The sequence below is a fragment of the Pseudomonas sp. P5_A12 genome (genome assembly GCF_056400685.1).
This window is the reverse complement of record NZ_JBFUKU010000011.1, coordinates 20,555-45,848: the sequence shown is the minus strand read 5'-3', so window position 1 is coordinate 45,848 and position 25,294 is coordinate 20,555. Positions and strand designations below refer to the sequence as shown.

Sequence of the window (25,294 nt, the reverse complement as noted above, 5' to 3'; positions counted from 1 at the left end):
ACAGRCCGCCATCGCGAGCAAGCTCGGCTCCTACAGGTTATGTGTTGTCAGCGTTTTATGAGATGCACCGCGAGCACATCGCAAGGCGCGCCGTGAAGTACGTCATTGGCGGTCGAGCCCAGCAGCAATGCCAGGCCGTGTCGACCATGGCTGCCCACCACGATCAGGTCGCAGGTCTGTTCCTTGGCCAGGTGGTGAATCTCCTGGCGCGGCTGCCCGTAGGTCAGGTGGCTGTATTCCTTGGAGAGTTCCGGATATTTCACGATCAACCGCTCAAGGCGCTCCTTGGCCTGATCGAACTGCTGTTGTTGCAGTTGTGACAGGTCCATGGGGACGTCGCCGCCAAAGGCCATGGCCATTGGCTCGACAATGTGCACCAGGGACAGCTTCGCCCCATTGCTCACCGACAACTCGCGAGCGCGGTGGATTACAGGGTCGCACTCTTCGGTTAGATCTACAGCGACCAGAATATGGTTGTAGGGCATGAGGTGCTCCTCCTGAGGATTGCAATATTGGTAAGTATGGCTGGTTTCAAGCGCAATGGTTTCAAAGTGACCCAAGGCGCCCATCAAGAATCGGGAGTACAGATATGACGGTCTGGATAGTGGTGTCAATCCTGTTGGTGGTGTTGAGTCCGCTGGCATGGTTGCGGCCGTCTCGTGGTCAGAGCGGGCGCATGGCTCTGCGCATGGAGGCGCGACGTATTGGCCTGGCCATGCAATTGGCGCCTCAAGAGTGGCCGCATTGGCTGAGTCAGGAGCCGCCGAGTCCTTGCGCTCAGTACCATCGGCCGCGCCGTGGCAATCAGCCTGCGTGCTGGAGTTACTGGCAAAAGTCGCCAGGTGTATGGGTGAATCAGTGGCAGGAAGTTTGCGAGGATCGAGCGCTGCTCAATCATTTCGAAAAGTTGCCAGCCAACGTCTACAAGGTCGAGGCGGACAAGCAGATGATCACCCTGTATTGGGGCGAGAAGGGCGAGGCTACGGTGCTGCAAGACATTGACTCAGTGCTGAAAGCACTGGCGTAAGCCGAGGATATTTCGCGCTGCAATGGCACGAAATGGCGCAGACAGACAATAAAAAGCCCGACATCATCATCGGGCTGGGGTTGGCCAGGCAGGCCGGTAATTCGCTGTAGGGCTGTTCTTACGTTCGGCGTTCGCCCAAAACGTTCACATTTTTTCCTCGGGTTCGTGCCAGCGTAGCTTGTTAAACGCGGGCTGCAGCGAATTAGGGCGAATTTTCTAACTATTGATTCTATGAATGATCTCGGATCCATTTGTGTGTTGTAGATCTTCGCAGTACGGAAGTGACCGCAAAGTCGCGTTTCAACCCGTGTTTTGGGCGATTGACAATTGTCGGAAATTCCGTGAAGGTGGCGTACCCAAATCAAACGGGCGTATGAATTGAGCGTTTGTATTACAGACCGCTCCTACAGAATCCCGACTATCGCGTTGGCGGGTGTGCCGGGTGGATTGGCGTAGCATTGACGTTTAACGTCCTGCCGAGCCATTCGCCTGCGTCCGACGTGTACTGTTCAGCTTCCATATCGTGGAGATCAGTTGATGATTTACGAAGGTAAAGCCATCACGGTTAAGGCTCTTGAAAGTGGCACCGTCGAATTGAAATTCGACCTCAAGGGTGAGTCCGTCAACAAGTTCAACCGTCTAACCCTGAACGAACTGCGTCAGGCTGTAGACACCATCAAGGCAGATGCTTCGATCAAGGGCGTGATCGTCAGCAGCGGCAAGGACGTATTCATCGTCGGCGCCGACATCACCGAATTTGTCGAAAACTTCAAGCTGCCTGATGCCGAGCTCGTTGCTGGCAATCTGGAAGCCAACAAGATTTTCAGCGATTTCGAAGACCTTAACGTCCCGACTGTCGCAGCGATCAACGGCATCGCCCTGGGTGGCGGTCTGGAAATGTGCCTGGCGGCGGATTACCGCGTCATGTCCACCAATGCCAAGATTGGTCTGCCGGAAGTCAAGCTGGGCATCTACCCAGGCTTTGGCGGTACCGTGCGTCTGCCGCGTATCATCGGTGCCGACAACGCCATCGAGTGGATTGCCGCCGGCAAGGAAAACCGCCCTGAAGACGCCCTGAAAGTCGGCGCAGTCGATGCAGTGGTTGCTCCTGAGAAACTGCAAGAAGCGGCCCTGGAACTGATCAAGCGCGCCATCTCCGGCGAGTTTGACTACAAGGCCAAGCGTCAACCGAAGCTGGAAAAGCTGAAGTTGAACGCCATCGAACAAATGATGGCCTTCGAAACCGCCAAAGGTTTCGTGGCCGGTCAAGCTGGCCCGAACTACCCGGCGCCGGTTGAAGCGATCAAGACTATCCAGAAAGCCGCGAACTTCGGTCGCGACAAAGCGCTGGAAGTCGAAGCAGCTGGTTTCGTCAAACTGGCCAAGACCTCTGCCGCGCAGAGCTTGATCGGTCTGTTCCTGAACGATCAGGAACTGAAGAGAAAGGCCAAGGCTTACGATGAAATCGCTAAAGACGTGAAGCAGGCTGCCGTATTGGGCGCCGGCATCATGGGTGGAGGTATCGCTTATCAGTCGGCTTCCAAAGGTACGCCGATCCTGATGAAGGACATCAACGAGCACGGCATCGAGCAAGGCCTGGCTGAAGCCGCCAAGCTGCTGGTCGGTCGTGTTGATAAAGGTCGCATGACCGCTGCGAAAATGGCTGAAGTGCTCAACGGCATTCGTCCGACCCTGTCCTACGGTGATTTCGGTCACGTGGATCTGGTGGTTGAAGCAGTCGTCGAAAACCCGAAGGTCAAGCAAGCCGTTCTGGCCGAAGTGGAAGACAAGGTCAAAGAGGACACCATCCTCGCGTCCAACACTTCGACCATTTCCATTACCTTGCTGGCCAAAGCCCTCAAGCGTCCGGAAAACTTCGTCGGCATGCACTTCTTCAACCCGGTGCACATGATGCCGCTGGTTGAAGTGATTCGTGGCGAGAAGTCCAGTGAAGTGGCCGTTGCCACCACCGTTGCCTACGCCAAGAAAATGGGCAAAAACCCGATCGTCGTCAACGACTGCCCAGGCTTCCTGGTCAACCGCGTACTGTTCCCGTACTTCGGCGGTTTTGCCAAGCTGGTCAGCGCCGGTGTGGACTTCGTCCGTATCGACAAGATCATGGAAAAATTCGGTTGGCCAATGGGCCCGGCGTACCTGATGGACGTGGTCGGCATCGACACCGGTCACCACGGTCGTGATGTCATGGCTGAAGGCTTCCCGGACCGCATGAAAGACGACCGCCGTTCGGCTGTCGACGTGCTCTACGAAGCCAAGCGCCTGGGCCAGAAGAATGGCAAGGGCTTCTACGCCTACGAGACCGACAAGCGCGGCAAGCAGAAGAAAGTCGCCGATCCTTCGGTACTGGAAGTGCTCAAGCCGATCGTTTACGAGCAGCGCGAAGTCACCGACGAAGACATCATCAACTGGATGATGATCCCGCTGTGCCTGGAAACCGTGCGTTGCCTGGAAGACGGCATTGTTGAAACCGCTGCCGAAGCCGACATGGGTCTGGTCTACGGTATTGGTTTCCCTCCATTCCGTGGCGGTGCGCTGCGCTACATCGATTCGATCGGTGTTGCCGAGTTCGTTGCCCTGGCTGACCAGTACGCTGATTTGGGCGCGCTGTACCACCCGACCGCGAAGCTGCGCGAAATGGCCAAAAACGGCCAGAGCTTCTTCGGTTAAGCGCCCCCAACTAGAGTGAGAGTGAACTTATGAGCTTGAATCCTAGAGACGTCGTGATTGTCGACTTCGGTCGTACTCCGATGGGCCGCTCCAAGGGCGGCATGCACCGCAACACCCGCGCCGAAGACATGTCGGCGCATCTGATCAGCAAATTGCTGGAACGCAACGTCAAGGTCGACCCGAACGAAGTCGAAGACGTGATCTGGGGCTGTGTAAACCAGACCCTGGAGCAGGGCTGGAACATCGCCCGCATGGCGTCCCTGATGACTCAGATCCCGCACACGGCAGCCGGTCAGACCGTCAGCCGTCTGTGTGGCTCGTCGATGAGCGCACTGCACACTGCCGCGCAAGCGATCATGACCGGCAACGGTGACGTGTTCGTCGTCGGCGGCGTCGAGCACATGGGCCACGTGAGCATGATGCACGGTGTCGATCCGAACCCGCACATGTCCCTGTACGCGGCGAAAGCCTCGGGCATGATGGGCCTGACCGCTGAAATGCTGGGCAAAATGCACGGCATTACTCGCGAACAACAGGACGCTTTCGGCGTGCGYTCCCACCAGCTCGCTCATAAAGCGACGCTGGAGGGCAAGTTCAAAGACGAAATCATCCCGATGCAGGGCTACGATGAGAACGGTTTCCTGAAACTGTTCGACTACGACGAGACCATTCGTCCGGAAACCACCCTGGAAAGCCTGGCGGCTCTTAAGCCAGCGTTTAACCCGAAGGGCGGCACCGTGACAGCCGGTACCTCGTCGCAGATCACCGACGGTGCTTCGTGCATGATCGTGATGTCGGCGCAGCGTGCACAGGACCTGGGCATCCAGCCTATGGCCGTGATTCGTTCGATGGCAGTGGCAGGTGTGGATCCGGCAATCATGGGCTATGGTCCAGTACCGGCTACACAAAAAGCACTGAAGCGCGCGGGCCTTGGTATTAACGATATCGACTTCTTTGAGCTCAACGAAGCTTTCGCCGCACAGGCCTTGCCAGTGCTGAAAGATCTGAAAGTGCTCGACAAGATGAACGAGAAGGTTAACCTGCACGGCGGCGCGATCGCCCTGGGTCACCCGTTCGGTTGCTCCGGTGCACGTATCTCCGGCACGCTGTTGAACGTGATGAAGCAAAATGGCGGCACCTTCGGGGTGGCTACCATGTGCATTGGTCTCGGCCAAGGCATCTCCACCGTCTTCGAACGCGTTTAAGCGTTCCGTTGACGGAAGCCGGGGCCAAGTGCCCCGGTTTTTGTTTTTCTGAATTTATTTTGTTTTTATTTTGAAAAGATTTGAGTGAGGGCCAAAGCATGCCGATACAACCTGGGCTCTACGAACATTACAAAGGTCCGCAGTACCGCGTATTCGCTGTTGCGCGGCATTCGGAAACCGAAGAGGAAGTGGTCTTCTACCAAGCCCTGTATGGCGATTACGGCTTTTGGGTGCGTCCCTTGAGCATGTTCCTGGAGTCGGTCGAGGTTGACGGCGAACAGGTGCCACGCTTTGCTTTGGTGCAAGCCGAACCGAGCGTTTTTCCACAGCCATAAGGGGAGTGCGTGCAGAACCCTGCGCTTGACCTCACCTTGTAGCCACTATATATAGCGGTGCCGCGTCAGGCGCCAACCGCCTTTCACTTCTAGAATTCAGGAATTTTCTGATCCATGGGCAAATCGCTGGTCATTGTGGAATCCCCGGCTAAGGCCAAGACCATCAACAAGTATCTGGGTAACCAATACGTGGTGAAGTCGAGTATCGGCCATATCCGAGACCTGCCCACCAGCGGTTCGGCTAGCGCCAGCAAAGAGCCAGCCGCCAAGCGCGGCAAGGCCGCCGCGGGTGAAGGTCCGGTGCTCACGCCGAAAGAGAAAGCGCGCAAGCAGTTGGTCTCGCGCATGGGTGTCGATCCCGATCATGGCTGGAAAGCCAAGTACGAGATCCTCCCGGGCAAGGAAAAAGTCATCGAAGAGCTGCGCCGGCTCGCCAAAGATGCTGACACCATCTATCTCGCAACCGACTTGGATCGCGAGGGGGAAGCCATTGCCTGGCACCTGCGCGAAGCCATCGGTGGTGACGACAGCCGCTACAAGCGCGTGGTGTTCAACGAAATCACCAAGAAGGCGATTCAGGAAGCCTTCTCCAAGCCGGGCGAGCTGGACATCGACCGTGTAAACGCCCAGCAGGCGCGTCGTTTCCTCGACCGCGTGGTGGGTTACATGGTTTCGCCGCTGCTGTGGGCCAAGATCGCCCGCGGTCTGTCCGCCGGTCGTGTGCAGTCGGTGGCGGTAAAGCTGGTTGTTGAGCGCGAGCGTGAAATCCGCGCGTTCAACCCGGAAGAATACTGGGAAGTCCACGCCGACCTCGGCACCGCCAAGGGCGCCACCGTGCGCTTCGACGTGGCCCGCGAGAAAGGCGAAGCCTTCAAGCCGCTCAACGAAACCCAGGCCATGGCCGCGCTGGAGAAGCTCAAGGCTTCCAGCTACAGCATCGTCAAGCGTGAAGACAAGCCGACCAGCAGCAAGCCGTCGGCCCCGTTCATCACGTCCACGTTGCAACAGGCCGCGAGCAACCGCCTGGGCTTCGGCGTGAAGAAAACCATGATGATGGCCCAGCGTCTGTACGAAGCCGGCTACATCACTTACATGCGTACTGACTCCACCAACCTCTCGGCCGATGCCGTGACGATGGCGCGCACTTATATTGAAGGCGAATTCGGCAAGAAGTACCTGCCGGAGACCCCGAACGTCTACAGCAGCAAGGAAGGTGCACAAGAGGCTCACGAAGCGATTCGTCCTTCCGATGCCAACACCGAGCCAAGCAAGCTGTCGGGCATGGAGCGTGATGCTGAGCGGCTCTACGAGTTGATCTGGCGCCAGTTCCTAGCTTGTCAGATGCTGCCGGCGCAATACCTGTCGACCACGGTCACCGTCGGTGCTGGTGATTTTGAGCTGCGTGCCAAGGGCCGCATCCTCAAGTTCGACGGTTACACCCGCGTCATGCCGCAAATTGCCAAGCCGGGCGATGACGACGTGCTGCCGGACATGGCCCAGGGCGACGCGATGAAGCTGATCAAGCTTGATCCGACCCAGCACTTCACCAAGCCGCCTGCGCGCTATTCGGAAGCGAGCCTGGTTAAAGAAATGGAAAAACGCGGTATCGGTCGTCCTTCGACCTACGCAGCGATCATTTCGACCATTCAGGACCGCGGCTATGTCGCGCTGCACAACCGTCGTTTCTATTCGGAAAAGATGGGCGACATCGTCACCGAGCGTCTGTCCGAGAGTTTCTCCAATCTCATGGACTACGGCTTCACCGCCGGCATGGAAGAGAACCTAGATGACGTGGCCCAGGGCGAGCGCGACTGGAAAAACGTGCTGGACGAGTTCTACGGTGACTTCAAGAAGAAGCTCGAAGTAGCCGAAAGTGCTGAAAACGGCATGCGCGCCAACCAGCCGGTCATGACCGACATTCCGTGCCTGACCTGTGGCCGTCCGATGCAGATTCGTACTGCCTCGACGGGCGTGTTCCTCGGCTGCTCGGGCTACAGCCTGCCGCCGAAAGAGCGCTGCAAGGCTACCGTCAATCTGGTTCCGGGTGATGAAATCGCCGCAGACGACGAAGGTGAATCCGAGTCGTTGGTGCTGCGTGGCAAACACCGCTGCCCGATCTGCAGCACCGCGATGGACGCTTACCTGCTCGACGAGAAGCGCAAGCTGCACATCTGCGGTAACAACCCGGATTGCGACGGCTACGAAATCGAAGAGGGCACCTATCGCATCAAAGGCTATGAAGGTCCGAGCCTGGAGTGCGACAAGTGTGGCAGCGAGATGCAGCTCAAGACGGGCCGTTTCGGCAAGTTCTTTGGGTGCACCAACGCGACGTGCAAGAACACCCGCAAGCTGTTGAAGAGCGGTGACGCAGCGCCGCCAAAAATGGACCCGGTGAAGATGCCTGAGCTGAAATGCGAAAAGGTCAACGACACTTACATCCTGCGCGACGGTGCTTCCGGTCTGTTCCTGGCGGCCAGCCAATTCCCGAAAAACCGCGAGACTCGCGCTCCGCTGGTCATGGAGATTGTGCCGCACAAGGATGAGATCGATCCGAAGTACCACTTCCTTTGCGAAGCGCCGAAGAAAGATCCCGACGGTCTCCCTGCGGTGATTCGTTATAGCCGCAAGACCAAAGAGCAGTATGTGCAGACTGAAGTCGACGGAAAGCCGACTGGCTGGAAGGCGTACTACGACGGCGGCAAGTGGAAGGTTGAAGACAAGCGTCCAGCTGCAAAGGCTTAAAAGGATAGTGGGCCGACTCCGTCGGCCAGCGGGAGCAAGCTCCCTCGCCACAGACAAAAGGCCGCATGACAACTCTCGGGTTTTCATGCGGCCTTTTTGTTTTGTGCTTGCGGGAGGCCGAGGTGATCCACGACACTGTCTGACCTGCGTGAAGCAATTATTTCGTTGTGGAGGCTGCCGTCATGGCCCACGAACTCTATACCCGTACCAATCAGAAGATTTATTTCGCCGGCCTGTCGCTGGAAGCGCTCGCCAGAGCCGAAGAGGGGCGGGCAATGAACTCTCTGGCGCTGATCCAGGCGGGTCGCGAATCGGCGTTGTTTCACCTGTACGGTGCCCTGCTGGGGCTGTGCCATGAAATCGCCGGGTTCTATCGCTTGCCTCAGGCCAATGCGCCTCGGGCTGAGTTGTTGCTGACTCGCGAAATCCTCGAAGCCATTGCCATTCCTGAAATGGCTGAGATGGTCGAACTCGCGCAAAACCCTGAAACCTGGCTGGCCAGGCTGTTGGCGGCCCATGCGGCGCTGTTTCAACCTCCCCGCGCCCCGCACAAACCTAAAGGCGATGTAACTCAGCCGCTGATCCTGGCCGTTAACCTGGATGAAGAAGAGGCGCCTGCAGAGTTGAGCCGGGAAGAGCTGGAAAGCTGGCGTCAAAACCTCAAGGGGCTGGCGATCCGGTTTCGCGAAGGATTAAACGAGTGCTGAAAGATTAAATGGCAGGACGGATGCCCCGACGGGGTGTCCGCTCAGGGATGAGTGCAAAAAGATATTTCTTTGCGTGACATCTGGTCAAGTTGCCGAGCGAAGCCTGACCGATGCCTATATAATCCCCGCCTTTCGTGGAGAACACACCTTTATGCCAACGTCCTTTCTAGAAATTGTCGAGTTACCAGACGGCCGTATCGAGCTGCGCAGGGCCGAGGACGAGGGTTCTCTGGTTACTTTGGATTTCTCCGAGGATGCCAAAGCGTTCCTGCAAGGTCAGTACGTGGAAGTCGCCAAGGCGATGTTGAGCGTCGGCGTTCAGATGGCAGGACGCCTGGTTGAAGGCGAATTTGAGAAAGATGAGGGTTCTCGCGTCCTTCACTGATCCCGTCCGTCGGATTACGAGAATCGCTACAAGTTGGCTTCTCTATCCTTGGAGAAGCCCTGCGCAGTTCAATGCGCGCATTGTTATTCAGTTAGCCCAATCGAATATTCAAGCTCTGTGCGTCCCCGGTTCGGGCGGCGCTGATCAGCTGTTGCCGTGAAGTCGTGTTCAATGGGTTCAGCCAGCTGACCACCGTGTGGCTGCGGCCCAGGCGCAAGGCTTCGCAGGTCAACTGTTGGGCGCTCTGGGTGCCGCGAGGTTGCAGCAGCAGAATGCGTTCGCGGTTAAGGCCAGCGTCCCGTAACCACGCCTGGGTCAAGCTCGCGGGTGGAGCAATCAGCGTAAGCCAGCGTGCGTCCTGGTCCTGACTCAGCTCCCTGAGGATGGGGGCGAGAAGGTTCAGGCAGTTCCCGGCTGCACCACGTAGCGACAGCTCACTGAAGACTTCGGGCTCGGCGCTCCACGGCGACTCGACCACGTCTTTCAGAATCGGCGCCAGGGGTTGCGCCATGAACGCCTCGAACAGCGGCAGTTGGGCTTGCTGTGGTGTGTGTGGGAACTGCATAAAGCCTCCTTTAGCGGCGAATCACGCCGACGCTCAAGCCTTCAATCACCAGTTCCTGATCTTTCAGGTTCACTTCGATAGGGGCAAATTCAGGGTTTTCGGCAATCAACCAGACTTTACTGCCATCACGCTTGAAGCGCTTGACCGTCACTTCGTCGCCGATTCGCGCGACCACGATCTGGCCGTTACGGACTTCACGCGTGGTGTGCACGGCCAGAAGGTCTCCGTCGAAAATACCGACGTCCTTCATGCTCATGCCATGAACACGCAGTAAATAGTCGGCGCGCGGATGGAAGAAAGCAGGGTTGATGTTGCAGGACTCTTCGATGTGCTGTTGGGCCAGGATCGGGGCGCCAGCAGCTACTCGACCAATGATCGGCAGGGTGGACTCGTCGGCCTTGGCTTCGAAGCCTGGAATGCGAATGCCGCGGGAAGCGCCCGGGGTCATCTCGATGGCACCTTTGCGGGCCAGTGCCTTCAGGTGTTCTTCCGCCGCGTTGGGCGACTTGAAACCCAGTTCCTGAGCGATTTCCGCGCGGGTCGGCGGGTAGCCGTTGTCTTCGAGGCAGCGTTTGATGAAGGCCAGAATCTCTGCTTGGCGTGGCGTCAGCTTTAGCATTTTGATCGCTCTGTCTTTTTATACAGTGACTGGGATTATATACAGTGAAAGCATCTTGGCAATGCCCCTTTTTTTGCAGGCCGCCGGACGGTCGATCTGTCCGCCGCTTGAAGCTTTGCCGTTGTGTGGTTAAATAGCTGACCGACCATTCCCAAAACGAACGGCCAAGCTTGACAATACACAGGCTGAAACGTATGTTTCAAACAAGTGTTTGTCAGGCGGAGTAGCCATGGCCCAGTCGGAAACCGTTGAACGCATTCTCGATGCTGCCGAGCAGTTGTTCGCGGAAAAAGGTTTCGCAGAAACCTCCTTGCGTCTGATCACCAGCAAGGCCGGTGTGAATCTGGCGGCGGTGAACTATCATTTCGGCTCCAAGAAGGCATTGATTCAAGCCGTCTTTTCGCGCTTTCTCGGGCCGTTCTGCATTAGCCTCGATAAAGAGTTGGAGCGCCGTCAGGCCAAGCCTGAAAACAAGCCGACCCTTGAAGAGCTGTTGGAAATCCTCGTCGAGCAAGCCCTTGTCGTGCAGCCGCGTAGTGGCAATGACCTTTCCATCTTTATGCGTCTGTTGGGCCTGGCATTCAGTCAGAGCCAGGGCCACTTGCGTCGTTATCTGGAAGACATGTACGGCAAAGTGTTCCGCCGCTACATGATGCTGGTCAACGAAGCCGCGCCGCGAATTCCGCCGATCGAGTTGTTCTGGCGTGTGCACTTCATGCTGGGTGCAGCGGCGTTCAGCATGTCGGGAATCAAGGCTCTGCGCGCGATTGCCGAGACCGATTTCGGCGTCAACACCTCCATTGAGCAGGTGATGCGCTTGATGGTGCCGTTTCTGGCCGCGGGCATGCGTGCTGAAACCGGCGTGACCGACACGAACATGGCCAGCGCGCAACTGCGTCCACGTAGCAAGACCGCCTCGGCTGCCGCCAAGGTTTAACCGCGAACGGGTGGGCGCGGCAGCAGACATCCGCTAAGCTAGCCGCCCATGCCGACTCTCGTTCTGAACCCGTCCCCCATTTCTAACGTCGACCTGCCGGGTATTGCCCAAGGCGGCGAGTGCGTGCGGGCCGGGTTTCTCGTTCTAAAGGAATCTCTATGACTGCTGGCCTGCAAGGCTCGTTGATGGTGGACGTCGCCGGTACCTGGCTGACGGCCGAAGATCGCCAATTGTTGCGCCAGCCCGAAGTGGGCGGCTTGATCATTTTTGCCCGCAACATCGAAAACCCGCGCCAGGTGCGCGAGTTGAGCGCCGCGATTCGTGCTATTCGTCCCGATTTGTTGCTGGCGGTGGACCAGGAAGGCGGTCGCGTTCAGCGTTTGCGCCAAGGCTTCGTGCGACTGCCTGCCATGCGCGCCATCGCCGACAATCCGAACGCCGAATACCTGGCTGAGCAGTGCGGCTGGATCATGGCCACCGAAGTGCTGGCCGTCGGTCTCGATCTCAGTTTTGCCCCGGTGCTGGATCTGGATTACCAGCGCAGCGCTGTTGTCGGGACCCGTTCGTTCGAAGGTGATCCGGAGCGCGCAGCGCTGCTGGCCGGTGCATTCATCCATGGCATGAACAGTGCCGGCATGGCCGCCACCGGCAAACATTTCCCCGGTCATGGCTGGGCTGAGGCGGATTCCCACGTCGCCATCCCGAATGACGAGCGCAGCCTCGACGAAATCCGCGCCAACGACTTGGTGCCGTTCGCCAAGCTGAGCAAACAACTGGCCGCCGTCATGCCGGCCCACGTTATTTACCCGCAAGTCGACACCCAACCTGCCGGCTTCTCCCGCCGCTGGTTGCAGGACATCCTGCGCGGCGAGCTGCAATTCGATGGCGTGATCTTCAGCGATGACCTGTCGATGGCCGGCGCTCATGTGGTCGGCGATGCCGCCAGCCGTATCGAAGCCGCGCTGACCGCCGGCTGCGACATGGGCCTGGTGTGCAACGACCGCGCCGCTGCGGAACTGGCGCTGAGCGCAGCCCAGCGCCTGAAGGTCAAGCCGTCCGAGCGAATCGCGCGGATGCGCGGCCAGTCATACGCCAATATCGAATACCGTCAAAACCCACGCTGGCTGGCAGCTGTCGGCGCGCTCAAAGACGCTCAACTGATCGAATAAGGATTTTGAGTCATGACGGTTTACGCGATTATCGGTGGCACCGGCCTGACTCAACTCGAAGGACTGAGCATTCGTCAGTCACTGGTTGTGGACACGCCTTACGGCGCACCCTCGGCTGAAGTGCAGATCGGTGAATACGCCGGCAAGGAAGTGCTGTTCCTCGCGCGTCACGGTCATCCGCACCGTTTTCCGCCGCATCAGGTGAACTATCGCGCCAACCTCTGGGCATTGAAGCAGGCCGGCGCGGAAGCGATTCTGGCCGTCAATGCCGTTGGCGGGATTCATACGGCGATGGGCACCGGGCATTTCTGCGTGCCACATCAACTGATCGATTACACCAGCGGTCGCGAACACACCTATTTCGCCGATGACCTGGAACGCGTCACCCATATCGACTTCAGCTATCCCTACAGCGAGCCGCTGCGTCAGCAGCTGATCGCGGCACTGGCCGCTGAAGGCGTGGGTTATAGCAGTCATGGCGTGTACGCCTGCACCCAGGGCCCTCGGCTGGAAACCGTCGCTGAAATCGCGCGCCTTGAGCGTGACGGCTGCGACATCGTCGGCATGACCGGCATGCCGGAAGCGGCGCTGGCGCGTGAACTGGAACTGGATTATGCGTGTCTGGCGCTGGTGGTGAACCCGGCGGCGGGCAAGTCGACGACGGTGATTACCATGGCTGAGATCGAGCAGGCGTTGCATGACGGGATGGGGAAAGTGAAGTCGACGTTGGCGCGGGTGTTGGCGGGTTGAGTTTCGGCGGCCAGATGCAATGTTGGTTGTCTCACATGGGTTTTAAGCGGCGTTGATTTCATGACGACACTAGTTGAGCAACTTCATGCGCTACCTTGGGCGGAGGTGTTCAGTCATCGCGCTCAGAACAAGGCTCGCGAATACGCGGATGAGGATCGGGTAACGATCCATCAAATCGAAGACCTGATGGTCATCGCGACGTGTATTGGCTCCGGGACTCACGAGTACGAGCAGGTCATTGCTCTCGTTGAAGATCCGAATGGGCGAAGGCGGCTCGAATGCACGTGCTCCTGCCCCGTTATTTTCAATTGCAAGCATTGCGCTGCGGTCATTTATCATCTGCAAGATCATTCCGTTAAAACGTCCGACAGCGTCGTCCAAGTCCACCTGAGTCGTGAATTGGAGCGCTGGCTCGACGATATTCCTTCTTCGAGCAAGCCTACCGATGAGTCGTCGCAAGGAACGAGTACGCGCCTGGTGTACAAACTCAGGGCTACGCCCGCTCTCGGGAAGTGGACGCTGGAGATCTACAAGGCTCGTCAACTAAAAGACGGTCGCTTGCAAGACATCAAGTCGATGTATTCATTGTCGGATATGCTGATGCGTCAACCCGGCTATCTGTCCGAACTGGATCTTCGGATCGCTAGATTGTTGGTGGCCGTCCACTCCCATCACGCCTATTACGGCGGCTATCCCTTGCAAGGCAGCAGTGGCGCCGAGCTTCTTGAGATGCTGTTGAGAACGTCGCGGCTGTTCCTCGATTTAGAGCAGCTACAACCTTTGACGTCAGGCATGAAGAGAACAGGTCAGTTTGCCTGGGCTGAACAATCCAACGGCAGTTTTCGTCCTCAATGGGGCAGCGGCGAAGCGCCAGTAGAAACAATTCTGGCTCTGGAACCTTTGTATTATCTGGATCGCGAGCGTCATCAGGTCGGGGTGCTGTCCAGCGAGCTGGATGAAAAACTGGCGTGTCACTTATCATTGGCGCCTGATATTCCAGCACGTCAGGCGATGCAGTTCAGCCATCGGATGAGTGCGGCGACTCAAGTTGCTGCGCCGCACAGGCTGACCGAACGGTTTTTCAGCGATGTTTTGCCTCAGGCTCACCTGACACTCGCCAGCGGCAAGCGTTACACGCACTGGCAGTATGAGATCGAGCACCGTGCGGCATTGGCGTTCACCTACAACGGACATCCAGCGTCGGACCGGAACCCGGAGGTGTTGATCCTTTCGGGTACTGAAACCCAGCGTATCCAGCGCCAGCCCGCCGCTGAAAAAGCCTTGCGTCTGGCCCTGCAAAAACACGGTTTTAAAAAGGCTACGCGTAAAAGTAGCATTGATCGTCCAGGCGAGATGTTCACTCTGCCGGATGATTCGGCCTGGCTCGCTTTTGTGCAGGAGGGGATTGAGTCGCTGCGCACGGCAAATTGGCAGGTCGATATCAGCAAGGGCTTTCACTTCAATGTACAGGCGGTAGAACAATGGTACGCAGAGGTCGAGGAAGAGTCGGGGCACCAGTGGTTTGATCTGCAACTGGGTATCGTCGTCAACGGTGAGCGCCACAGCCTGTTGCCGATCTTGCTGCATTTGCTGTGCAGCCAGCCACAGCTGATGGACCCCGCAACCCTGGCCCAGCGTAACGATGACGATCAGCTGCTGATCGAGCTCGGCGGTTCCAGGGCTCATGTGAAAGTCGCGCTGCCCTACAGCCGGATCAAACCGTTGATGGCTACCCTTGGCGAGTTGTATCTGGGATCGCATCAGGGCGATTCATTGCGCTTGAATGCTCCGGATGCCGCTCGCCTGAGTTTGCTGGAAGGTGTTCCGCTGGTCTGGCAAGGCGGCGAGCGACTGCGCAGTTTTGCGCAACGATTGCGCGAGTCGACCCATGTTCAAGTCTCGGCGCCTGTGGGTCTCAAGGTGACACTGCGACCGTATCAGCTCGAAGGCCTGAACTGGATGCAAACCCTTCGCGAGTTAGAGGTTGGCGGCATCCTGGGCGACGACATGGGGCTGGGGAAAACCCTGCAAACCCTGGCGCATTTGCTGACGGAAAAGCAGGCTGGGCGACTTGAACTTCCGGCGCTGGCCGTAATGCCAACCAGCCTGATTCCGAACTGGCTCGACGAAGCGGCGCGCTTTACCCCGCAATTGAAGGTTCTGGCGCTGCATGGCTCAGCCCGGCAAAAAGATTTTTCCAGTCTTGCGGAATACGATTTGGTGTTGACCACCTACGCGCTGCTGCCTCGGGATCTGGAGGTTTTGCAGCCACAAGTCTGGAGTGTGCTGATTCTCGATGAGGCGCAGAACATCAAGAACCCTGTCAGCAAAGCTGCTCAGGCAGCCCGCGACCTACAGGCCCGCCAGCGCTTGTGTCTGTCCGGAACACCGATGGAAAACCACCTCGGCGAACTGTGGTCCCAGTTTCACTTTTTACTGCCGGGTTGGCTGGGCGACAGCAAAACCTTCAATCGTGACTACCGCACGCCGATCGAGAAGCACGCAAACAGTGAGCGGATGCAACATCTGACGGCCCGGATAAAACCCTTTCTGCTACGTCGCAAGAAAGACCAGGTAGCAACCGAATTACCTCCAAAAACCGAGATTGTGCATTGGGTTGATCTCAGCGATGGGCAGCGGGATGTGTATGAAACCGTTCGCGTCGCGATGGACAAGAAGGTGCGTGACGAAATAGCCCGCAATGGCGTTGGACGCAGTCAAATCATCATCCTTGACGCGTTACTCAAGCTGCGTCAGGTKTGYTGCGATYTGCGCCTGATCAAAACGCCGCTCACGGCGAAGGCCCTTCGTTCGGGCAGTGGGAAACTGGTCAGCTTGATGGAGATGCTGGAAGAGTTGCTAAGTGAAGGCCGCAAGATTTTACTGTTTTCGCAGTTTACTTCGATGCTCGCCTTGATTGAGGAGGAGTTGCAGCAGCGTAGTCTCGATTACTCGTTGTTGACCGGTGATACGACGGATCGGCGCACGCCGGTCAAAGACTTCCAGAGCGGTAAAGTGCCGCTGTTTCTGATTAGCCTGAAGGCCGGCGGCACAGGTTTGAACCTGACAGCCGCGGACACGGTGATCCATTTCGATCCATGGTGGAACCCGGCGGTGGAGAATCAGGCGACCGATCGTGCCTACAGGATTGGGCAAAACAAACCGGTGTTTGTTTACAAGCTGATTGCTCGGGGCACGGTGGAAGAGAAAATTCAGGCTTTGCAGCAGGAGAAGGCCGCTTTGGCGGGTGCTGTGCTTGAAGGTGGAACGACCGGAGGATGGAAGCTTGAGCAGACTGAAATTGAGGCGCTGTTTGCGCCACTGCCTGGTCCGAAGTATTGATATTCGGACTGTTCAGTGATTCCGGGTTGACGCTATCGCGGGCAAGCCACGCTCCCACAGGAAATCACTGAATCTGTGGGAGCGTGGCTTGCCCGCGATAGCAATCTGTCAGGCATCCTGGATCTCAGCGCTTTTCCAGCTTGTCCGGCAACGGCGCAAACAGCGCCTCAATATCATCGCTCTGCAACTTCCAGTCTCCCGTCTTGCGTCCATCCAGAACGCCGGCGGCCAGGTCGGATTTTTCTTTCTGCAGATGCTGGATCTTCTCTTCCACTGTGCCCCGGGCAATCATCTTGTAGACGAACACCGGTTTCTCCTGACCGATACGATRGGCCCGGTCAGTCGCCTGATTCTCCGTTGCCGGGTTCCACCATGGATCGTAGTGAATCACTGTATCCGCTTCGGTCAGGTTCAAACCAACACCGCCGGCCTTCAAGCTGATCAGAAAAATCTGACGCTTGCCGCTCTGAAACTCTTTCACTGGTGCACGTCGGTCACGGGTCTGCCCGGTCAGCAGCGCATACTCAACGCCACGTTTCGTTAGCTCGACCTCGATGAGCGCCAACATTGACGTGAACTGCGAGAACAACAGAATCCGTCGACCCTCCTCGAACAACTCTTCAAGCATTTCCATCAAGCTGTCGAGCTTGCCCGAAGTGCTGCCGCGAGTTGGCAGGACGGCATCGTTGACCAGGCGCAAATCGCAACAAACCTGACGCAGCTTCAGCAGCGCCTCAAGAATGATGATCTGGCTGCGCGCCACGCCTTTGCGGGTGATCTCGTCGCGGACTTTCTTGTCCATTGCCAGGCGCATGGTTTCGTACACGTCGCGCTGAGCTTCGTTGAGTTCGACCCAGTGAATGATTTCAGTCTTCGGCGGTAATTCCGTCGCGACCTGTTCCTTGGTTCTACGCAGCAGAAATGGCTTGATCCGACCGTTGAGGTGCTGAAGTCTGATTTCACTGGCGCGCTTTTCAATCGGCACGCGGTAATCGCGGTTAAAGCTTTTCACATCGCCAAGCCAGCCGGGCAGCAGGAAGTGAAACAGCGACCACAACTCACCCAAGTGGTTTTCCAGCGGCGTACCACTGAGGCATAAACGCTGACGGGCATTCAGCTCGCGCGCTGCCTGTGCCGCCTTGCTGTTGGGGTTTTTGATGTACTGCGCTTCATCCAGCACCAGCACATGCAAAGGCTGCGCGGCGAGGCGTTCGACATCCTTGGGCAGCAGCGCRTAGGTGGTCAGGATCAGGTCGTAGTCGGCCAGATTATCGAAGTGTTTTTTGCGACTGGCGCCGTAAAGCGCCAGCACTTTGAGTTGCGGCGTGAAGTGCGCCGCTTCGTCGAGCCAGTTCGGAATCAGGCTGGTGGGCATCACCACCATGCACGGCCGATCGAGGCGTCCAGCCGTTTTCTCAGTGAGAACATGCGCCAGGGTTTGTAGGGTTTTGCCCAGGCCCATGTCGTCCGCGAGAATTCCGCCGACTTCCAGTTGCCGCAACGATTGCATCCAGCTCAAGCCTTCGAGCTGATAGGGGCGCAGGGTCGCGTTCAATCCTTCAGGTGCGGTTGCGGTGTAATCCTTGATGTCGCGCAGGCGCTGGGCGAAGGTGCGGATTTGCTCGCCGCCTTCCCAGAGCAGCGGCATGTCTTCCAGCGGATTCAAACGCGTGGCGTCGGCCTTGCTCAGACGCAGCGTGGTTTCGCCGGGCTCTTGCAGATAAAACTCGCCGAGTGTCGCCAGTACCGGCTTCAAGCGACCGAAGGGCAGGGCGACTTGCAGCGGGCCGTACTCGGAATTCGGACGATTGGGGATGTTCACCAGAATCAGCTCGTCGTCGCGGCGTCGGGCAAGGCGTTCCGGATTGAGAATTTCAGTGTGCGAGCGCATCAGGTTCAACAGGATCGGCAGCAAACTCAGGCGCTCGCCGTTGACGATGATCCCCAGTTCCAGATCGAACCAGTCGCGCTCCGGCACCTGCTCGACGGTGGCGTACCAGTCGTCCACGGCGGTCAGGTCGAAACCGAAGTCTTCGTCGATCTGCAACTCCCAGCCTTGGGTGCGCAACTTCGGCAGTTCATTGAGGGTGAAGGTCAGCCAAGCGCTGTCATTGACCATCTCGTAGAGTTCGCCGGCACTTTCCGGCAAGGCTTTGCTTTGTCGGGTGGCAATCTTGAAGCCGAGGATGCGTAACTGTTCCCTGTAGGTCTGTTCGACATCCGGGTGGCGTTTTATCCGTAGCGTCTGGGTTTCCTGGCGGATCAGGATGTCGGCGTTCTTTTGTCCGCAAACGTATTCGTCCAGATAGCTGAAAGACAGTGCCGCACGATGCTGAATATAGCGCTGCATCTTGCCATTACGCGGCTCGAAGGCGCTGAACTCGATACTCGCCAGCCACAGGCGCGGCACCGGTTGAACGTTATCCACAAGCACTTGCGGCGGTGCTTTCGGGCCGCGGTTCTCCAGTACGGCCTGAAGTTTTTCCAGCAAGTCGGCATCTTGCGCGGCGGCGGGGTAGGCCAGCGTTTCCTGTACTTTGAGCAACACCGCTGCGCAGTGTTTGCAGTTGCTGTGAACCGGGCAGGTGCAGGTCGCGTCGACCATCAGCAAGGTAGCTTTGGCCGACTCACGCAGGCGAATGGTCTGACGGTAAACATTACCGCCCGAGCCTTCGCACGCAGCGGAGATCGTAGCGTCACCGACCTCGACGATCCTGACGCGATTCTCCAGCGCGTAGCGGCGGCCACGCTCCAGGCTTTGCTCCTTGAATCGACTGACCCAGGAAGGTGCCAGGGGTTTGCTCAGGGTCGGGGGCATAGCAATCAGTCCGGAATTTCTTCGGGGACTGGCCGAGGAGCAGGGGCGGTGAGCGAGGTAATCTTGATCAACAGGCCGAGGTGGCCGTTGTCGAGGAAGTTCAGCTGGCCGTTCTTGGTGTGGCTTTCTTGCTTGAGGCGTTCGCTGGCGGTGACCATGCCGTTGGCGTCGATCTGGTTGACCCAGAAGTCGGCGTCGACATCGGTGAAGCGCCCCAATTTCATGCTTAACGTGCCCTCGATCGGGAACTGGCCAAATTGCTCGGTGCCATCGCTGATCGCCACTTTGCTGGTTTCTTCACCGAGGTTCTGTTGCCAGGCCTTATGCAGCAACACAGTGTATTCGTTGCTGGCGGTCAGCTTTTCCACTTCGCCATTCAGGCTCGGTGTACGCAGGCTGTCCTTGCTGATGGGCTGGGCGCCGGCGGCCCAGTCTTCCGGTGCGGCGCGGCTGACGATGGCGGGCACGGCGTTTTGCCGGACCAGAATCATTTCAATCTGATACACATCGTCGGCAAACGCCGTGGGTGCGATCAGCGTTAACAGCAGGGGCAATGAGCGAAACAGGCGCATGCGGCGTCCTTCAAGCAGTTTTCGGGATAAGGAGCTCAAGCAGCGCCTCTACAGTATTAAAGCGTTCTTCCGGACGCTCCATCGGCACCATGAATTTAAACATCGTGGCACCTTCGAATTTGTAGCGTTTGGGCTGGCCCTGAATCAGTTTGATCAGCGGCAGCGGGTCGACCGGCGTCTGTGCCGCAAACTCGATTCGGCCACCCTGCGGGCCGCCGTCGACTTTCTTGATGCCCAGTAATTCGGCCTGCAATTTCAGCGCCGTGATGCGCACCAGGTTCTTCGTCGGCTCCGGCAACAGGCCGAAACGGTCGATCATTTCTACTTGCAGGTCTTTAAGGCCGTCCTCATCGGTGGCCGAAGCGATGCGTTTGTAGAGAATCAATCGAGCATGAACGTCTGGCAAATAGTCTTCGGGAATCAACGCCGGTACGCGCAGGTTGACTTCCGGACCACCGCCCAGCGGCTGATCAAGGTTCGGCTGCTCACCCTTGCGGATCGACTTCACCGCGCGCTCGAGCATTTCCATGTACAGCGTAAATCCAACCGCCTGAATCTGCCCACTTTGACCATCGCCCAACAGCTCGCCAGCGCCACGAATTTCCAGGTCGTTGGTGGCCAGCACGAAGCCTGCGCCGAGGTCCTGGGTGTTGGCGATCGCTTCCAGGCGCTTTTCCGCATCCGGGGTGATTTGCTGGCGCGGCGGCGTCAGCAGGTAAGCGTAAGCCTGGTGGTGACTGCGACCGACACGGCCACGCAACTGGTGCAACTGCGCCAGGCCGAACTTGTCGGCACGCTCGATGATGATGGTGTTGGCGCTCGGCACGTCGATGCCGGTCTCGATGATGGTCGAGGCGATCAGCACGTTGAAGCGCTTGTGGTAGAAGTCGCTCATCACCTGTTCGAGTTCGCGTTCGCGCATTTGCCCGTGGCCAATGCCGATCCGTGCTTCCGGCACCAGTTCGGCGAGGTCGGCGGCGCATTTTTCGATGGTTTTCACGTCGTTGTGCAGGTAGTAAACCTGACCGCCACGCAGCAATTCACGCAGCAGGGCCTCTTTGACCGTGCTCTTGTTCTGCTCCATGACAAAGGTCCGCACGGACAGGCGACGGGCCGGAGGGGTGGCGATAATCGACAGGTCACGCATGCCCGACACTGCCATGTTCAGCGTGCGCGGAATTGGCGTGGCTGTCAGGGTGAGAATGTCGACTTCACTGCGCAGCGCCTTGAGCTGTTCTTTCTGACGCACACCAAACCGGTGTTCTTCGTCGATGATCACCAGCCCGAGGTTTTTGATCTTCACGTCGTCTTGCAGCAGCTTGTGCGTGCCGATCACGATGTCGATCTTGCCTTCGGCGAGGTCGGCGACGGCGGCGTTCACTTCCTTGGTCGACTTGAAGCGGCTCATCACTTCCACGGTCACCGGCCAGTCGGCAAAGCGGTCGCGGAAGCTGTTGTAGTGTTGCTGGGCGAGCAGGGTGGTCGGCACCAGAATCGCCACCTGACGACCGCCATGCACAGCGATGAAGGCCGCGCGCATTGCTACTTCGGTCTTGCCGAAACCGACGTCGCCGCAGACCAGCCGGTCCATCGGCTTCGGCGCGAGCATGTCGGCGCGTACCGCATCGATGGTGGTTTGCTGGTCCGGGGTTTCTTCGAATGGGAAGCCGGCGCTGAACGTTGCGTAGTCAGCTTTTGGATCTTCGAAGGCATAGCCTTCTCGGGCGGCACGACGGGCATAAATGTCGAGCAATTCTGCGGCGACATCGCGCACCTGTTCGGCGGCTTTGCGTTTGGCTTTTTGCCAGGTTTCGGAACCGAGACGGTGTAGCGGGGCCAAGGCATCGTCGCTGCCGGTGTAACGCGCAATCAGGTGCAGGTTGGCCACCGGCACGTACAACTTGGCGCCTTCTGCATATTGCAGCGTGAGAAATTCGGCGGCTTGATCGTCGATTTCCAGTGTCGCCAACCCGAGGTAGCGGCCGACGCCGTGATCGATGTGCACCACCGGCGCGCCTTCGCGCAATTCGGTGAGGTTCTTGATGACCGCATCGTTGTTGGCGTCGGCGCGTTTTTCACGGCGACGGCGCTGCATCACGCGTTGACCGAACAACGGACTTTCGGCCACCAGCGCCAAGGCTGGATTGTCGAGTACCAGGCCTTCGTCGAGCGGAGCGATGGTAATTGCCAAACGCTCCTTGCTCGCCACGAAGTCTGGCCAGCTGTCGACGGTTTTCGGTCGCAGCTTCAGACGTTCGAGCAATTCCAGCAGCACTTCGCGACGTCCCGCCGACTCGGCGGTGAACAGCACTCGCCCAGGGAACTCGTCGAGGAAGCCGGCCAGCGCCGCCAGTGGCTGAGTGGCCTTGGCTTCGATGGCTAGGTTCGGCAATTCCCGCGCCGGGAAACGTTCGCGGCCGACACCGGTTTCCACGTCCTGTTGGCTGGCTACCACACGTGGCCAACTCTTCAGGCGGGCAAAGCAATCTTCCACGGGCAAGAACAATTCTGACGGCGGCAACAGAGGACGAGACGGGTCGACGCGGCGCTCTTCATAACGATTGCGCACGTCATTCCAGAAATTCTCCGCTGCCTGCTCGATGCCCGGCAGGGAAAACACTTGCGTGTCCTGCGGCAGGTAATCGAACAGCGTGGAGGTATCGTCGAAGAACAGCGGCAGGTAGTACTCGATACCGGCCGGGGTAATCCCGCTGCTTAAATCCTGAAAGATCGGGCAGCGGCGGAAGTCGACATCAAAGCGCTCGCGAAAGCGTGCCTTGAAACGGGTGACCGCATCTTTTTGCAGCGGAAATTCACGCGCAGGCAATAGGCGGACGGTGTCGACCTTGTCGATGGAGCGCTGGTTTTCCGGATCGAATGTACGCAGCGTCTCGATTTCGTCATCGAACAGGTCGATGCGGAAGGGCAGTTTGCTGCCCATCGGGAATAGATCGATCAGCGAGCCACGGACGGTGAATTCGCCGTGCTCGTACACCGTGTCGACGTAGCGATAGCCGCTGGCTTCGAGCCGGGTGCGCATCTGTTCGACGTCGAGCTTCTGGCCAACGTCCAGCACCAGGCTGCTGCCCAGCAGGAACTTGGTCGGCGCCAGGCGATGCAGGGCCGTGGTGATCGGCACCACCAGAACGCCGTGACTCAGCTCCGGCAGCCTGTAAAGGGCGGCGATGCGCTGGGAAATAATGTCCTGGTGCGGCGAAAACAGATCGTAGGGTAGGGTTTCCCAGTCCGGGAAGTGCAACACGGGCAAATCCGGGGCGAAGAAACTCAGCTCCTGCTCAAGCCGTTCGGCACTTTGGCTGTCGGCGGTCAGCAGCAGGGTAAAGCGCTTGGCAGCGCTGGCAGCCTCGGCGATGGCCAGGCTGAGGGCGGCACCGGGCAGGTTGCCCCAGTGCTGTTTACCTGCCGCGGCAGGGAGAAGCGGTAGACGCAGAACGGGCACGGAAGGTTGAGCTCCAAGCGTTGCGACAAAGTCGGTAATTGTAGCGGTCCCGGGTGCCGCCTGTCAGTTGCAGACTGTGTCTATTACGCAGGTTTGGCGAAATGTAGTGGTAAAGACAAAATCCGCCGGTTTTTTGCTGGAAATTGCTGAATATGTAGTGGCAAAACCAATCAGTGTTACGGAGGGTTACGGACAACGGTGCGTTGTCTCCAAAAAATTGACTGCGCTGCAAGCCCCGGTTTTATTGGGCTTTAGCGGGGCGTAATTTTTTTGAACAGGAAAATGTTACGGATCGCACGACAAGCGCGCATTGCTACGGGAGGGAGTCGGCGGCATAATGTAGCCCCTTTTTTCTGCCCCTACATGTGGAAGGTTCCCGTGACTCAGAAGCCCGACCAGTGTCTTGGTGAATGGATCGACCGTGAAGCACTCGCAGAAGCGATGATTCCGCTTATCGGTCAGCTCTACCGCAATAACAACGTGGTGAGCTCGATCTATGGCCGCAGCCTGATCAACCGTTCAGTCATTGCGATTCTCAAAGCTCACCGCTTTGCCCGTCATCGTCAGTCCGATGACACTGAATTGTCCGTCCACGAAACATTCCCGCTGCTCAAAGCGATGAGCGAGCTCAAGCTCGGCGCCGCTTCGGTAGACCTGGGCAAGCTTGCGGTCAAGTTCAAGGCCGAAGGCAAAGGTCGTACTGCCGAGCAGTTCGTCCGTGAAGAACTGGCTGATGTGGTTGGTCAGCAGAACGTTGCCGCTCGCAAAGGCACCGACGTTGTCCTGTACGGCTTCGGTCGTATCGGTCGTCTGCTGGCGCGCATCCTGATCGAGAAAACCGGTGGTGGTGACGGCCTGCGTCTGCGCGCCATCGTTGTCCGCAAGGGCGCCGAAAACGATCTGGTCAAGCGTGCAAGCCTGCTGCGTCGTGACTCGGTTCATGGTCCGTTCGATGGCACCATCACTATTGATGAAGCCAACAGCACCATCACCGCCAACGGCAACCTGATCCAGGTTATCTACGCGAAAAACCCGACTGAGGTGGATTACACCCAGTACGGCATCAAAGACGCGCTGCTGGTGGACAACACCGGTGTATGGCGTGACGCCGATGGCCTGGGCCAACACCTGGCTTGCCCGGGTATCGACCGCGTTGTTCTGACCGCGCCGGGTAAAGGCAAGCTGAAGAACATCGTTCACGGCATCAACCACGGTGAAATCACCGCTGACGACAAGATCGTTTCTGCTGCTTCCTGCACCACCAACGCCATCGTGCCGGTGCTGAAAGCTGTGAACGACAAGTTCGGCATCATTAATGGTCACGTTGAAACCGTTCACTCGTACACCAACGACCAGAACCTGATCGACAACTTCCACAAAGGCGATCGCCGTGGCCGTAGCGCCGCGCTGAACATGGTTATCACCGAGACCGGTGCTGCCACTGCTGCTGCCAAGGCTCTGCCTGAGCTGGCCGGCAAGTTGACCGGTAACGCGATCCGCGTTCCGACGCCAAACGTGTCGATGGCCATTCTCAACCTGAACCTTGAGAAAGCCGCCACCCGCGAAGAGATGAACGAGTACCTGCGCTACATGGCGCTGCACTCCGATCTGCATAAGCAAATCGACTACGTCAACTCGCAGGAAGTGGTTTCCACCGACTTCGTTGGCTCGCGCCACGCAGGCGTTGTGGACGCTGAAGCAACTATCAGCCAAGACAACCGCGTTGTTCTGTACGTTTGGTACGACAACGAATTCGGTTACAGCTGCCAGGTGGTACGCGTGATGGAAGACATGGCCGGTGTAAACCCGCCAGCTTTCCCGCGCTAAGCGTTAGCGACACATGAAAACGCCCCGACTCAGGTCGGGGCGTTTTTTTTTGTGCGGTGATCGTTCCCATGCTCTGCGTGGGAATGCCTCAATGGACGCTCCGCGTCCGCTCTTCGGCAAGGACGCGGAGCGTCCTGGGCTGCATTCCC

At 58.1% G+C, this 25,294-nt stretch carries 18 protein-coding genes; 12 read left to right on the top strand and 6 right to left on the bottom strand.

Annotation, left to right across the window (positions count from 1 at the left end):
* Nucleotides 1-47 precede the first annotated feature (47 nt).
* Nucleotides 48-485: a universal stress protein gene (locus tag AC1DSG_RS03260; RefSeq protein WP_477789561.1), complete on the bottom strand. Its 438-nt coding sequence runs from the start codon at nt 483-485 to the stop codon at nt 48-50.
* Between the two features lie 104 nt (nt 486-589).
* Here AC1DSG_RS03260 and AC1DSG_RS03255 point away from each other — a divergent pair, with 104 nt between their 5' ends.
* The 7 genes from AC1DSG_RS03255 to AC1DSG_RS03225 all read left to right on the top strand — a co-directional run bounded on the left by AC1DSG_RS03255 (nt 590) and on the right by AC1DSG_RS03225 (nt 9,086).
* Nucleotides 590-1,027, top strand: a complete 438-nt coding sequence (locus AC1DSG_RS03255) for a hypothetical protein (protein WP_477789560.1) — start codon at nt 590-592, stop codon at nt 1,025-1,027.
* Nucleotides 1,028-1,564: 537 nt separating this feature from the next.
* A complete protein-coding gene (fadB, locus tag AC1DSG_RS03250) occupies nt 1,565-3,712 on the top strand; it encodes a fatty acid oxidation complex subunit alpha FadB (protein ID WP_477789559.1) in 2,148 nt (715 codons plus the stop codon).
* Nucleotides 3,713-3,741: 29 nt separating this feature from the next.
* Complete coding sequence (fadA, locus tag AC1DSG_RS03245) at nt 3,742-4,917, top strand: acetyl-CoA C-acyltransferase FadA (RefSeq protein WP_007944141.1); 1,176 nt, start codon at nt 3,742-3,744, stop codon at nt 4,915-4,917.
* 98 nt (nt 4,918-5,015) lie between these two features.
* On the top strand, nt 5,016-5,252 hold the full coding sequence (locus AC1DSG_RS03240; protein ID WP_007907781.1) for a DUF1653 domain-containing protein: 237 nt from the start codon (nt 5,016-5,018) through the stop codon (nt 5,250-5,252).
* A gap of 114 nt (nt 5,253-5,366) precedes the next feature.
* Nucleotides 5,367-7,994 (top strand): type I DNA topoisomerase, encoded by a 2,628-nt coding sequence (topA, locus tag AC1DSG_RS03235; protein WP_477789558.1) that lies wholly within the window; start codon nt 5,367-5,369, stop codon nt 7,992-7,994.
* 182 nt (nt 7,995-8,176) lie between these two features.
* Entirely contained in the window at nt 8,177-8,701 is a 525-nt protein-coding gene (locus AC1DSG_RS03230; protein ID WP_477789557.1) for a DUF6586 family protein, read from the top strand.
* 151 nt (nt 8,702-8,852) lie between these two features.
* Entirely contained in the window at nt 8,853-9,086 is a 234-nt protein-coding gene (locus tag AC1DSG_RS03225; RefSeq protein ID WP_477789556.1) for a hypothetical protein, read from the top strand.
* 91 nt (nt 9,087-9,177) lie between these two features.
* Here the strand turns inward: AC1DSG_RS03225 and sulA are convergent, their stop codons facing one another.
* Entirely contained in the window at nt 9,178-9,651 is a 474-nt protein-coding gene (sulA, locus tag AC1DSG_RS03220) for an SOS-induced cell division inhibitor SulA (RefSeq protein WP_477789555.1), read from the bottom strand.
* 10 nt (nt 9,652-9,661) lie between these two features.
* Nucleotides 9,662-10,270: a transcriptional repressor LexA gene (lexA, locus tag AC1DSG_RS03215; protein WP_477789554.1), complete on the bottom strand. Its 609-nt coding sequence runs from the start codon at nt 10,268-10,270 to the stop codon at nt 9,662-9,664.
* 229 nt (nt 10,271-10,499) lie between these two features.
* Here lexA and AC1DSG_RS03210 point away from each other — a divergent pair, with 229 nt between their 5' ends.
* From AC1DSG_RS03210 to AC1DSG_RS03195, 4 genes are all read left to right on the top strand, one after another.
* Complete coding sequence (locus tag AC1DSG_RS03210) at nt 10,500-11,207, top strand: TetR/AcrR family transcriptional regulator (protein ID WP_477789553.1); 708 nt, start codon at nt 10,500-10,502, stop codon at nt 11,205-11,207.
* A 158-nt stretch (nt 11,208-11,365) separates the two neighbouring features.
* On the top strand, nt 11,366-12,376 hold the full coding sequence (gene nagZ, locus AC1DSG_RS03205; RefSeq protein WP_477789552.1) for a beta-N-acetylhexosaminidase: 1,011 nt from the start codon (nt 11,366-11,368) through the stop codon (nt 12,374-12,376).
* Nucleotides 12,377-12,388: 12 nt separating this feature from the next.
* The gene (locus tag AC1DSG_RS03200) at nt 12,389-13,126 is read left to right on the top strand and encodes an S-methyl-5'-thioinosine phosphorylase (RefSeq protein ID WP_477789551.1); all 738 of its coding nucleotides are present in this window, start codon (nt 12,389-12,391) and stop codon (nt 13,124-13,126) included.
* Between the two features lie 60 nt (nt 13,127-13,186).
* Complete coding sequence (locus AC1DSG_RS03195) at nt 13,187-16,468, top strand: DEAD/DEAH box helicase (protein ID WP_477789550.1); 3,282 nt, start codon at nt 13,187-13,189, stop codon at nt 16,466-16,468.
* Nucleotides 16,469-16,592: 124 nt separating this feature from the next.
* On the opposite strand, the gene AC1DSG_RS03190 is transcribed toward AC1DSG_RS03195, so the two are convergent.
* The 3 genes from AC1DSG_RS03190 to mfd are packed head-to-tail and all read right to left on the bottom strand — an operon-like array spanning nt 16,593 to nt 23,318.
* Nucleotides 16,593-19,286, bottom strand: a complete 2,694-nt coding sequence (locus tag AC1DSG_RS03190) for an SNF2-related protein (RefSeq protein ID WP_477789549.1) — start codon at nt 19,284-19,286, stop codon at nt 16,593-16,595.
* Between the two features lie 5 nt (nt 19,287-19,291).
* The gene (locus AC1DSG_RS03185) at nt 19,292-19,858 is read right to left on the bottom strand and encodes a CsiV family protein (protein WP_477789548.1); all 567 of its coding nucleotides are present in this window, start codon (nt 19,856-19,858) and stop codon (nt 19,292-19,294) included.
* Nucleotides 19,859-19,868: 10 nt separating this feature from the next.
* Nucleotides 19,869-23,318, bottom strand: coding sequence for a transcription-repair coupling factor (gene mfd / locus AC1DSG_RS03180; protein WP_477789547.1), 3,450 nt, complete (start codon nt 23,316-23,318; stop codon nt 19,869-19,871).
* Nucleotides 23,319-23,681: 363 nt separating this feature from the next.
* On the opposite strand from mfd, the gene AC1DSG_RS03175 reads away from it, so the two are divergent.
* Entirely contained in the window at nt 23,682-25,145 is a 1,464-nt protein-coding gene (locus AC1DSG_RS03175; protein ID WP_007943658.1) for a glyceraldehyde-3-phosphate dehydrogenase, read from the top strand.
* Nucleotides 25,146-25,294: the final 149 nt, after the last annotated feature.

What these genes read in the sequence shown, in the direction of transcription:
- AC1DSG_RS03255 (WP_477789560.1), top strand. Translation starts at nt 590, where the DNA reads ATGACGGTCTGGATAGTGGTGTCAATCCTGTTGGTGGTGTTGAGTCCG.
- nagZ (WP_477789552.1), top strand. Translation starts at nt 11,366, where the DNA reads ATGACTGCTGGCCTGCAAGGCTCGTTGATGGTGGACGTCGCCGGTACC.
- topA (WP_477789558.1), top strand. Translation starts at nt 5,367, where the DNA reads ATGGGCAAATCGCTGGTCATTGTGGAATCCCCGGCTAAGGCCAAGACC.
- AC1DSG_RS03185 (WP_477789548.1), bottom strand. Translation starts at nt 19,858, where the DNA reads ATGCGCCTGTTTCGCTCATTGCCCCTGCTGTTAACGCTGATCGCACCC.
- AC1DSG_RS03240 (WP_007907781.1), top strand. Translation starts at nt 5,016, where the DNA reads ATGCCGATACAACCTGGGCTCTACGAACATTACAAAGGTCCGCAGTAC.
- AC1DSG_RS03200 (WP_477789551.1), top strand. Translation starts at nt 12,389, where the DNA reads ATGACGGTTTACGCGATTATCGGTGGCACCGGCCTGACTCAACTCGAA.
- AC1DSG_RS03175 (WP_007943658.1), top strand. Translation starts at nt 23,682, where the DNA reads ATGTGGAAGGTTCCCGTGACTCAGAAGCCCGACCAGTGTCTTGGTGAA.
- AC1DSG_RS03210 (WP_477789553.1), top strand. Translation starts at nt 10,500, where the DNA reads ATGGCCCAGTCGGAAACCGTTGAACGCATTCTCGATGCTGCCGAGCAG.
- AC1DSG_RS03225 (WP_477789556.1), top strand. Translation starts at nt 8,853, where the DNA reads ATGCCAACGTCCTTTCTAGAAATTGTCGAGTTACCAGACGGCCGTATC.
- AC1DSG_RS03230 (WP_477789557.1), top strand. Translation starts at nt 8,177, where the DNA reads ATGGCCCACGAACTCTATACCCGTACCAATCAGAAGATTTATTTCGCC.
- fadB (WP_477789559.1), top strand. Translation starts at nt 1,565, where the DNA reads ATGATTTACGAAGGTAAAGCCATCACGGTTAAGGCTCTTGAAAGTGGC.
- AC1DSG_RS03260 (WP_477789561.1), bottom strand. Translation starts at nt 485, where the DNA reads ATGCCCTACAACCATATTCTGGTCGCTGTAGATCTAACCGAAGAGTGC.
- lexA (WP_477789554.1), bottom strand. Translation starts at nt 10,270, where the DNA reads ATGCTAAAGCTGACGCCACGCCAAGCAGAGATTCTGGCCTTCATCAAA.
- sulA (WP_477789555.1), bottom strand. Translation starts at nt 9,651, where the DNA reads ATGCAGTTCCCACACACACCACAGCAAGCCCAACTGCCGCTGTTCGAG.